The organism is Candidatus Hydrogenedens sp. (assembly GCA_035361075.1).
Lineage (GTDB): Bacteria > Hydrogenedentota > Hydrogenedentia > Hydrogenedentales > Hydrogenedentaceae > Hydrogenedens.
The window spans coordinates 1-12,784 of the sequence record DAOSBX010000059.1; the positions used below are offsets into that span (position 1 = coordinate 1).

General features: G+C 37.8%; 6 protein-coding genes. 2 read left to right on the plus strand and 4 right to left on the minus strand.

The window, feature by feature from the left end:
* Together PLJ10_12890 and PLJ10_12895 are read left to right on the plus strand one after the other, a co-directional pair.
* On the plus strand, positions 1-807 hold an 807-nt coding region (locus PLJ10_12890), incomplete at its 5' end, for a metallophosphoesterase (protein HOK10541.1).
* 104 nt (positions 808-911) lie between these two features.
* A complete protein-coding gene (locus PLJ10_12895; GenBank protein ID HOK10542.1) occupies positions 912-2,108 on the plus strand; it encodes a hypothetical protein in 1,197 nt (398 codons plus the stop codon).
* Positions 2,109-2,128: 20 nt separating this feature from the next.
* Here the strand turns inward: PLJ10_12895 and PLJ10_12900 are convergent, their stop codons facing one another.
* The 4 genes from PLJ10_12900 to PLJ10_12915 form a co-directional block, all read right to left on the minus strand.
* Positions 2,129-3,364, minus strand: coding sequence for a 2-hydroxyacyl-CoA dehydratase family protein (locus tag PLJ10_12900; GenBank protein HOK10543.1), 1,236 nt, complete (start codon positions 3,362-3,364; stop codon positions 2,129-2,131).
* Positions 3,365-3,383: 19 nt separating this feature from the next.
* Positions 3,384-4,208, minus strand: coding sequence for an acyl-CoA dehydratase activase (locus PLJ10_12905; protein ID HOK10544.1), 825 nt, complete (start codon positions 4,206-4,208; stop codon positions 3,384-3,386).
* 12 nt (positions 4,209-4,220) lie between these two features.
* A complete protein-coding gene (locus tag PLJ10_12910) occupies positions 4,221-5,357 on the minus strand; it encodes a 2-hydroxyacyl-CoA dehydratase family protein (protein ID HOK10545.1) in 1,137 nt (378 codons plus the stop codon).
* Between the two features lie 295 nt (positions 5,358-5,652).
* Positions 5,653-12,441 carry a PASTA domain-containing protein gene (locus tag PLJ10_12915; GenBank protein HOK10546.1) on the minus strand — a complete coding sequence of 2,263 codons (6,789 nt, stop codon included), beginning with the start codon at positions 12,439-12,441 and terminating at the stop codon, positions 5,653-5,655.
* Positions 12,442-12,784 lie beyond the last annotated feature (343 nt).

Genomic DNA, 12,784 nt, shown 5'->3' on the forward strand with positions numbered 1-12,784 from the left:
ATAATTCATATTACAGATTTGCATTTTTATGAATTTCCAAAAAATATGTTAAGTTTATTTAATAAACGGATATTAGGTTGTTTAAATTGGGAACTTAATCGTAAAAAGAGATTCGATTTCACACGTGTGGAACAGTTTTTAAAGGTACTCAATCAATATAAAAATTCTGCCGTAATGATATCTGGTGATTTAACTGTAACTGCTCATGAAAAAGAATTCTATCTTGCTAAGAGATTTATTGATAACATTCGTATGGGTGGTTTTCCCGTTTATGTTATTCCTGGGAATCATGACTACTACACGTTTGAGGCGGTTCGGAGAAGGCGATATGAAACCATCTTCAAGGAATATTGCCTATCAGATGCATATCCAACAGTTATTCCATCATCCGACGGCACATCACTCGTCTTTCTACACACTGTCCGTCCCAATATTATTTCTTCTCGCGGTGAAATAGATAACGAGCAGATACAAAAACTCAAGGAGATAGTCTCATCTCTAAAAAGTCCATCTATTGTTTGTGGTCACTATCCCATTTTGCACCAGACCCCAGAGTATTATTCGTCATACTCACGTAGGCTCAAAAATGCAGATTCGCTTCGCAAAGTGCTTATACAAACTAAAGTTCCGCTACTCTATATTGCGGGGCATGTTCACCATTATAGTTTGAACAGAGATGAGGTCAATCCACTTGTTACTTATCTATGTTCACCTCCTCTTTTTTATTCACAGCAAAGGAACGGTGGTTATTGTGAAATAACTATAGAAAATAACCAATTCCATATACAGTTGAAAAACCTATATTAGTTTCCCTCCTTTAAATAATTAGAAAAACCAAAAGAATATTTTATAAATGTTTTCAATATAATACACAAATTGAATAATAACCAACTTAAATAAGGATGGAATATATGAAAAGGTTAAGTCGCCGTAGTTTTTTTACGATAACCTCGTTGGGAATTCCAGGTTTAGGTCTATTAGGAAGTTCACAAATACCACCATTTACCTTATCATCAAATCGTATTCCAGTTATTGACATAACAGACCTATATCATCCACCCCAGGATTTTGGTGATACAGTTGATTTAATTTTCCCCTATGCGATTCCAGAGATAGACCTATTAGGTGTGTTGCTGGATGTTAGCCAACGGTATCGCACCAAATATAAGGGGGAAGGTGAGCAGGGATGGTATAATGACCCAACAGGAGGCAGAGAGCCAGGTGTTATTCCTGTCTGGCAGTTAAATTATCTATTCGACCGTGCAGTGCCATGTGCTCCATGTCCATTTGTACCGATGACAAGAACGTCAGACCCTCAAACGATACGTGGCGTATTTGAAAATCAAGGAATACAACTTTTCAAATCGTTATTAGAGCAATCCTCGCAACCTGTAGAAGTAGTGTCCTTCGGTTCAGCACGACCTATCGCGGTTGCAATGAACCAATTCCCAGAGTTGCTCCGCAAAAAAGTAAAGCGATTCCATCTTTGTGCAGGCTCATATCCGCCTGGCAAACTACTGGAATGGAATGTAAAGTTAGACCCTGAAGCGTTTATCCGTGTCCTTTCCGCAGACATTCCAATATACATCTATCCCTGTGCCGATAAGGATAGTGCATTCGCTTTGGGTAATTATAATACCTATTGGCTTATGCCTAATCTTGAATTTATGAAGGAAATAGACCCACGTTTACTCCGTTACCTTGCATATTCCCATAGCCGTTCCAATCGTGTAGACTTCTTACAAGTATTGGAAGAAGAACCGTCTGAAGCGGACAAAAATGCTCTGTTTCAAAGGTCACATAATGTCTGGGAAACGGATGTATGGTTAGAAGTAAGTAAACGGATACTTGTTCAACGTGCAGATGGAAGTTATCAGATAATCCCCACTTCAGAACGAAAAGCCAGTGACCGAACTATCTCTCCATCTTTTATCCCCATTCATTTTAAGCCATTTCCTGATGGCAATTTTGAAATTGAACAGGTATCAAAAGCAACTCCACATCGCTTATTTTATCGTTCTAATCCTGAAGAACATCAAAAAGCATTATGCGACGCATGGCCTAAATTGTATAAAACTTTCAAAACAGTCCCCCATAAATTTGATTAAATGTTATATATTTATACTTTTTAAGTTCTTTTCTTTTTGCTGGCGACACGTTCCATGAAAGCGTCTATACGGTTTCCAACCTGCTCATCGCTCCACATGCGAGTGTCATTTTGGTCTGCCTCAATCAATAAGACGGGAACACCGTATTTATCCTCCATTGTTCGGGCTAATTCATATTGTCCGAATGAATAGGCACGACAGGAGCGGTTAGAATGCATTACCAATCCATCCAGACTAAAGTCCTTCACCATCTGGTATAGTTCCCGTTCGCGGAAATCCAAACCATGATTAATATAACCTGCCAAATAATCTGCAGACATTGCCCGAAGTGGATTAGAGATATCCCTATCTTCCGCCTGATAGCAGAAACTACGTGTATAAGTAGATACAACCAGTGCGGCATTATGTTGAGAAAACCGTTCTGATAAAAACTTTATCTTATACCATATTGCTAAATTATCCCATCCTAATCGATACTCTTCTTTCTCAAGTGTCCCGATACCCTGCTCAATCCGTTCTAACATCTCCGCTTTTAACGATTCGTAATACTCAATACAGCCTTGTGTCCCACGTAACGTTACAATAGGAGCCAGATGAATAAAGGTATCAAATGAATTCATCGGAGCAGGTTTATGCTGTAGCAAATCTTGAATTTCACGCCATAATTTTACCGCACGGTCTGCAAGTTCCAATGTTTCCATTAACTTATCCCAGGATATAGGATTTCCTGTAATTTCACCTACCTGCTCTATCATTTTTTTCAATTGTGCTTCCATATAATCTATGGCTTCAGGTCTATCTTTCGTTCCATACTGGAACGGTGCGTCGATAAAGATCAATGGGACATTGAATATTCGCTGTAATTCTTCATACCACTTAGTCACTGTACCACAAATATTATTACAGCAGACTAAAAAATCTGGTTTCGGACTGGCACTACCCATAATAGGTCCCTTTCCAGAAAGTACAGAACCGATATCGGTTCTGGCATAGGAACATAAATCACGAGAAAAGCCTTGTTCTTCTGCCACTGCACAAATTTCATCTGATATTTTCATTGTCCCAGCCATAGCAGCGACATTTTCAGGATAGATAGGGATTACACCTCCTGCATGTAAAATTTCTACAGGTCCACCACTGGTAATCCATGCGATTTTCTGACTTGGGTCGTTCTCTGCGGCTTTAGCCATCATATAGTAGAAACCCATTAACTCTTTCATCTTTGCAGTTGAACGAATTGGAACTCGCTGACTCATAAAATTTATTTTTCCTTCTTTATATATTTTGTGTTATTTTGTTCATTGTCTCATTATTTTTCTTAACCCATTCTAAGCCTATTATACTTGCCCCTAAAGCCCCTATGATTTGGGGTTCTTCAGGCACAATCAATTCTTGCTTTAATACTTTCGAGAGCCAACTTACAACACCTTTGTTCTTCGCTACCCCTCCAGTCATCATAATTGGTGGTGTAATACCTACCCGCGAAGCCAAACCATATACCCTTTCCGCAATTGCACGACATAAACCAGAGACAACCGATGGTATCTCTTCCCCTTGAGCCAGCAATGAAATAACCTCACTTTCTGCAAAAACTGTACATGTAGAGGAAATTTTAGAACATTTCTCAGAGCGAAGTGCCATATCCCCCATTTCATCCAGATGGATTCCAAGTGTTCGTGCCATTACTTCTAAAAAACGACCTGTTCCTGCGGCACATTTATCATTCATTTCAAAACGACCCACTTGCCCATCAGATTCAAGCAAAATTGCTTTCGAGTCCTGACCACCAATGTCAATTACAAACCGAATATCGGGCATTGTTATATACGCACCTTTGGCATGACACGTAATTTCTGTCAAACTTTTTGTTTTATTCTGAACAATATCTCTGCCATAGCCTGTGGTAATTATCGCTTTAACCGATTCTTCTACTACACCAGTTTTAGATAGCACTTCCTTCTTCACATCCTCAGCAGACTGAACTAATCTTCCCCCTGTAGGGCGAACTGCATAGGCACATTTTTTCCCTTCATTATCAACAAGTACCGCTTTTGCGGTTGCGGAGCCTATATCAAGTCCTATTACGAAATAATCGCTCATGGCTGAAACACATTACCTATTATTTAAAGTTTCAACAAATGCTTCGACCCGTGTACGGAATGCCTCTGGAACAGGCTGATTTTGTTCTACTTCAAGAAGTAGACTGGGGATACCTTCTTGTTCCAACCTTTTACGGAGGTATGGGTAGTTAAAAGCATACGGGTCGCAGAATTTTGTTTGAAGAAATATTACACCATCAATGTTTCCTGCCTTTACCTTCTCAATATAAATCTCCGCAGGGTCATAGCCAGGTTTATGAAACGCAGGACAAGGTATACGGGAAAGATACATTTGTGCTAACATATCAATGGGTTCTCCTTGTGGTACAGGTGGGAGGACATAAGACCTTGACCCCATACACAAATCATCGTTGCAAACTAAAGCACCCACTGCTTCTATAGACTGGATAAATCCTTGTGCTTGACAAACGCTACCACCAACTAAAATACGAGGTCTCTTTATCTCCTGAGGAGGTACATTTTCCAACGTTTTAATTAAATCTTCCAACAATGTATTGTGTTCCTCCTTCTTCATCAAGAAAGAAGAAAGAACCACTACAAACATCTCCGTCCCTGTCATTAGCGAAGGATTTGCCTGTCTTAATTGATATAAGCGGTTCATATTATTTCTATGTCGTTCGTAAAGCCTCATACTTTCTAAAAGTCTTTCATCTGTTATTTTATCTCCTGAGATTCTTTCAACTTCTTCTTTTACTCGGACTAATTCACGCTTCAAATAAGTAAGTGCAATTTCTCCCGCATTTAAATTAGGAGTAGACACAATAATAACAGGAATTCCCTCTACTCGTCTTCTCCATACCTCTGCCAGATTTTGCATCGTATCACATGTATGACTAAACACGACTAAATCTAAAAAGGAGAAATCGCCCGTTAGCCCTAAATTGAGTACGCTCTTAGCGAAACTACACGCATATGGTTGTAGCCATTGGTCTGCTAACGGTGTGCCTCCTTCCCCACCTATAACACGAACAGGGAAATATCCTCCTGCATGAAACAACTCCTGCGGAGAATACGTACATAAAAAGCCCGCTATTTTTTCACCTCCCTGTTTTGCCTTCTTAGCAAAATAGTATAGATCATCCTGAACCTTTGTAAATAAATGAAACAAATCATTCACATCTAAACCCATATCATTTTCCTTCTTGTATATATCTTAAAATTTCCTTCACATTTTAACAAAAATATAACTCATTTCTCCTTTTTAAACCTTCAACGGTTCCAGTAACTCATTCTGTTTCTATATACATGTTTTGCCATACACAAAAATTAGACAAATATAAAAAAATGCAATCAAAAAATCCGCTTTTTGTATTCTGGACATTTATCTTCTTGAAACATAAGAGAAGAGAAATTATAAATGAATGATACATTCTTAGGCTTGGGACAAACTCTAATTTTAAAACATCTAAATCGTCAAGTTTATTTTAAATCCCGGGGCAGTAACCGTCTTCGCCATCAGGGCAGGGATGGTAGCCATTGAAGTTGAAGAATTGAACTAATCGCAATAGTTCACTCAAACTAATTACCCAATCCTGTGGTTTATAATCCGAACTATGGGGTTGACAATTTTTATCTCCATCAAATCCCGGCATATATCCCTCATCGGTTTCTTCTCCAGGTAAAGCACAATGATACCCTAAATAATTGAAGAATTGAACCACACGAAGTAGTTCGGACAAGTTTATCTGCCAATCGCCATTCAGGTCTGAACTATGTGGTGGTTTTTCTCCTTCCACTGAGCCTTCTGTGCTACCTTCGGAACTTCCTTCACCTTCAGAAGTTCCTTCTATTGTTCCCTCCAGGGGACCTTCGGCTATGCCTTCCGGAGTTCCTTCCCCTTCTACTGTACCCTCTATGTTTCCTTCTGCTATCCCTTCTGAGGTTCCTTCTCCTTCTAAGGCTCCTTCTCCTTCTAAGGCTCCTTCCCCTTCTGAGGTTCCTTCCCCTTCTGAGGTTCCTTCTCCACAGGGGCCGGTAGATACAGTTATATAAACTACACTTCCCGGAGCAAGGTATTGGCCAGACTCTGGAGTTTGTTTTATTACAATCCCAATAGGTGATGAAGAACATTCTTCGATGATTGCACCTACTGTTAAGCCTGCTTCTGTAATGGTAATCTCCGCATCATTTTGACTAACACCTACTACATCAGGACATGAAATTAATGGGTTCCCCAGCCATAATAAATATGGGTATGTCTGACCTTCTGTAATTCCCCATACATCTGTAAAATCCCAATTAACATAAGTAGATTGTTGTTGCATCTCCAATGTCGTTTTTCCCTCTCCGCCATCTGAACTATTTTGTCCAGAACTTTCTATATCCCAGAAACAATTTTCTATTCCACCCGATGGATATCTATTTTCCCCCACAAACCCCCCAATATAATTTGAACCTCCTGATACAAAACCAACAGAATAATTGCACTTAATTGATACAAAAGTTTCGGTTATTCCAATAAACCCACCTACCCTACTTTCTCCAGAAACCGTACCTGTTGCATAACTATTTAAAATATCCGCGTAATTACTTCCTACAAGTCCACCTATGTATTTCGATCCTGATACATTTCCTGTTGCAAAACACTGTGTTATAGAATAATCATTCTCAGCCACTAAACCTCCTCCATAGTCAGAATCTATCTCTACCCTACACGATGAATAACATTTATCTATTGTTCCACAATTTTGATAATTAACAGTTACAAGACCTCCAACTCCGTAATCCCCACCTACATAACCTGTACTATAACAACGAGTAACAAGTCCTAAATTAAAAGATAACAGTGTCCCTACAATATATCCACCATAGATCCAGGTGTTCTCCAACCCTAAATTTTGAATTATCCCTGTAGAGTAACCAAACAAGCTTACCTCCTCCTCCTCTCGCTTTATATATAAATTTTTTATTATATGTCCATTACCATCAAATATCCCTGAGAAACAAATTATAGGCTTAAATCCTTTTCCATCATCCCAGTTTATAGTATCTGTTGCATCTATATCTGCCATTAAAGTGTAATGTGCATCAAAGGGATAGTCCCAATTCCTCCCGATGTCTTTTAACTCATCTAAAGTCCATATTTCTTTTTCTTCTCTTGTGGTAGGAGATTGAGTTTCTCCTAATATTTGAAAATAAGGATACGAAATGTTTTCTATATTTGTCCACACATCTACGAAATCCCATCCATCAAAGGTTTCTTGTTGTTTCATTTCCATAGTAGTCCTCCCTTCTCCACCATCAGACATAGTTTGCCCTGAGACTTCTATATCCCAGTAACTTGCATTCACGGAACCTGAATTGCTACCTATTAAACCACCAATATAGCTTGTCCCGCTAACTACACAAACAGAGTAACACTGGCTTACTTGAGCCGTATCATCTACTTGACCAACAAGACCACCTATACAAATATTTCCGGTTACAAATCCCGAAGAATAACTTTGCTCCAATTTAGCGTAAGCATGAATTTCTCCTACTAATCCACCTACAGCTGAATTACCAGAAACAGAACCTGAAGCATAACTCTTTACAATATCTTTGTAATTTGAGCCTGCAATTCCACCAATTCTGTATCCACCACCCACTACTAAGTCCGTTGAGTAACATTGAGATATTACTCCGGAATTTGAACCCACCAAACCGCCTATATATATATACCCCGAGGCAGACCCTTCCGTATTACATAATTCTACAATAGAATCAGAACTATTTATCCCAACCAAACCTCCTATGAAATTCCTACCTATTACAGCCCCTTTTAGTTTACTTTTTGTGATTCTTCCTTGATTATAACCTACTAAACCTCCGACACCTTCATCTCCTGTAACCCAGGCATTCTCAATATACACATTTTGAATTTCCCCACCTGAACCGACTTTTAAAAACAATCCACTATAACCTCCTTCATATTTATAACGATTAATATACAGATTTGTTATTTTGTAATTATTTCCATTGAATTTTCCTGTAAATCCATTATCTGAACTACATAAGGGAATAAAACCCATTCCATCATTCCAATTTATTGTATCACTGGCATCAATATCATGCTCTAATATGTAGTTAGCATCAGAAGGGTAATTCGGGTCATTTCCAATCTTTTGTAATTCCTCAATACTATTTATACAAATTACCGAAACTACAATATTCACAGTGCTATTAGGAGTAACACGAGAACCACCTGAGGGACTTTGACTAATAACTTTTCCATTTGTTTCCAGTACATCACATTGATAATCTATCATTCCTATTTGAAACCCTTCCAATATAATCTCATCTTCTGCAGTAGCCGGTTCCTTACCTGTAACATCCGGGACAATATATCTCCATGAAAGGTAAGGATATAATGAATCTTCAACAATTCCCCATATATTCATAAAATCCCAACCCACAAAGGTTGACTGTTGCATCATTTCTTCTGTTGTTTTTCCTTCCCCTCCCATAGATTCCGTTTGCCCGGAAGTCTCTATATCCCAGTAACTCGAACTTACAGTATTTATATTTACACCTATCAATCCACCCACAATTGTAGTTCCAATAACAGCACCTGTTGAATAACAATATTGGATTGTGCCTTCATTGTAACTTACGAGTCCAGCCACATGGTCAGTCCCTGTTACAGAAGCAGTAGTAAAACAGTTTATAATGTTCCCCGAATTGTTTCCTGCCAAACCTCCAATGTAACTTTCACCAGACACAGAACCCATAGAAAAACTTTCTTGTATCACCCCATAATTATCACCAACAAGTCCTCCAACATAAGTATCCCCAGTAACAGAACCTGCTTTATAACATTGTAAAATAGAACCATAATTGATACCGACTACGCCACCGACATTGTCATTTCCTGAGATAGGACCTTCAATATAGCAATTGAAAATATTTCCGTAATTAATACACGCTAAACCACCGGTAGGGTTATTCCCCTCTAAATGACTTATTTCTAACTTTACATTATTCACCTCACCGAAAACTACACCAAATACACTTCTATACTCACTCTCAAACAATTCACTCACTATATACAGATTTTGAATTGTATGCCTTTTCCCATCAAGTTTGCCTGCAAATGTCTTTTTAGGAATGAAAACAAACAAATCTTTGCAATCTATATCTGTAGTTAGTGTATAAATCCCATTCCAGGGATAATTCCAATCATATCCAATTTGGTTAAATTCGTTTGCAGAACTTATTTCTTTTTCTACTCGCGGAGTAATGGGTTTCGTCTCCCCTAAATCTAATAGATACGGATATGATTCATTATCTATTATGCTCCATGTATTACTAAAATCCCATCCTGTGAAAGTTGATTGTTGTTGCATTTCTTCTGTGGTTTTACCTATACCTCCTGCAGAAGCACTCTGTCCCGAGGTATTTATGTCCCAGTAACTTGAATTTACCGTTCCCCCGTTTATACCTACTAAACCGCCAACATTTCCGTTTCCTTGAACCAAAGCGGTAGAATAAGATTGTTCAACTGTCCCTGTAGTGATGAAACCAATAAGTCCACCAACAGTTGTTCCGCCGGATACTTCTCCCTCTGCAAAACATTGAGACACTGTTTTCTGTTCATTTCGTCCTAATAACCCGCCAACACAATTATATCCAGTAACAAAGCCTGAAAAATAGCTTTTTGACAAATTCCCTGCATTACTTCCAATTAACCCTCCAATATCATTAGCACCTGCAACTGAGCCTGTTGTATAACACCGACTTATTGTTCCTTTATTATATCCAGCAAGGATACCTACTTGATTCCTTCCTGAAACCCAGGAATCTTCTATGAACAGGTCATGAACTTCTCCACCCGTTTCAATATATCCAAATAATCCGACATAACTTTGTGATGGCCGATTAATGTATAAATGATAGATTTTATATCCATTACCATAAAACTTTCCGGTAAATGGACTGCTTGCAGTTCCTATAGGGGAAAACCCAGACCATAAATTTTGTTCTATTGTACTACTTGCATCAATATCTTCTCCCAGGGCATATTCCCCATCGAGGGGATATTCGGGGTCATTTCCTATTTTTTCTAAATCTGCTAAACTGGTTATACATTTTACAGAAATTGTTAGATCTACTGACATACCTGGTCTTCCAACTGTTCCAGCGGAAGGATTCTGACTTATTACTTTGTTCCAAATAATGGTTCCACATTGTCCAGTAATGGTTCCGATTGTAAAACCTGCATTTGTTAGTACATTCTCAGCTGAGGTTCTTAGCATACCTGTAACATCGGGAATTAGATACTGCCATAGTAAATAAGGATAAGTTTCATCCTCTTCAATTCCCCATACATTTACAAAATCCCACCCTGTAAAAGTGGCTTGTCGCTTCATTTCTTCTGTCGTTTTGCCGATACCTCCTGTAGAATTATTCTGCCCTGATGTATTTATATCCCAATAACTGGAACTGACATAACCTATATTAGTACCCACCAAACCTCCAACAGAAGTTGATCCTGTCACAGAACCTCTGGAATAACATTCATCTATTTCTTCGATATTATAACCAACCAGTCCACCTACATTATCATTACCGTTTACCGAACCTATAGCATAACTTTTTTTTACTTCATAAGTGTTATACCCAATTAATCCTCCAACAGCCCAATTTCCAGTAACTGACACATTAGCATAACTTTGTGATACAATACCACTATTCCAGCCAACCACCCCCCCTGAATAATTACCCCCTATTACAGTGCCTACTGCATAACAACGCTCTATTAAGCCACTACAATTGGCCACTAAAGCGGCACAAAACGTCCCTCCTGATATACTAAAATTAATTTCTAAACCCATATCATAAATTTTGCCACTACTGCCAACATAAGAAAATAAACCAACACTATCTTCAGATGGACGGTTAATAAATAAATGGTGAATTTTATATCTCTTCCCATTAAACCTACCATTAAATGGATTTGCACTTGTCCCTATAGGTATAAAACCTGCACCACCATTCCAACCTAATGTAACATCTGCGTTAATATCCTGTGTAAGAACATAATTCCCATTTAAAGGAAAATCTACATCATTTCCTATCTTTTGTAAATCTTCTATATTGTTAATACAAATACCTGATAAAACAAAATTTATAGATGTGCCTGGTTCCACTTGTTCTCTGGGATTCGGACTTTGACTGATGACTTTTCCAATAGGGACTGTCTCGCTACATTCAACTGTGATAGTTCCTACTGTTAAACCTGCAGAGGTAATTTCATTCTTTGCTGTATCTTCATCCATTCCTTCTACATCCGGGACCGCATACTGCCATAAAAAATAAGGATAGGAGAAATAATTCTTTATTCCCCAAACATGTTCAAAATCCCAATCCACAAAAGTTGATTTTTGTTCCATTTCTATAGTAGTTTTCCCTTCACCCCCTGCAGAATGATTCAATCCAGAACTCTCCATATCCCAATAGCACGAAGTTAATGTTCCACCATCATAATAACCTAATAATCCACCGATATCTTCACTCCCTGATACTGTACCTTTAGAATAACTTTCTAATAGCGACCCGTAGTTATATCCTACCAAACCACCAACGGCCCAAGTTCCATTTACATTAGCATGGGAATAACACTGAGAAATAGTACCTATATTTCCTCCCACCAATCCTCCACTTCCATAAGAACCTGTTCCAGAACCAGAACTATAACATGTCTCTACTGTGCCCCCATTATAACCTACCAAAACAGCGATATAATCCCCTAAACCAGATACAGTTCCTATTGCATAACTTTTCGTTATTATTCCTTCATTATATCCTACTAAACCTCCAACAATATATCCACCACTTATTTGAATATCTTTTAAGCCTAAATTGAATACTTCACCAGAAGATGAGATTCTTCCAAACAAACCAACATAATCCTGTGAAGAACGATTTATATACAGATTACGAACCTTATATCCATTACCATCAAATTTGCCTGTAAAAGGATTTACCTCAGTTCCTATCGGGACAAACCCCATACCTCCATTCCAACTACTTGTATCACTTGCGTCTATATCTTTAGATAATTGATATTCCTCATTCAAAGGATAATTTACATCATTACCTATCTTCTGTAAATCCTCAATACTACTTATTTGTATTACGGCATATCCATCAAAACTATATAGCAATGAAAATAAAAAACTGATAAAAAGAAAATAAAAAAAATAAGCATTAAATTTTAATTTTTTAGTATTCATATTACGTCTCCTGCATAATATTCATATTAAAAAAATTCATTTATGATTATACTTTTATAAAACTACACTGTAATGAGCCCTCAGCCAATAAGAGTGTCTTTAAGGTAAGCTTAACCCACCCCAAAAAACAATGTATTAACTTAGTAACTCATTTGATAATATAACTATAGCACAATGCATAACCTTTTTCAATATTTTTCGCACAATTTTTAATAAATAATTCTATTGTATATTTATTGCGAGATAAGTGCTTTTTATGCTGTTTGTTCTTTTTCAGGGGGGAGGGTTTTGAGATATTGGTAGTGGTAGATAATAACTGAGGAAATTAAGAATATTAACAGAT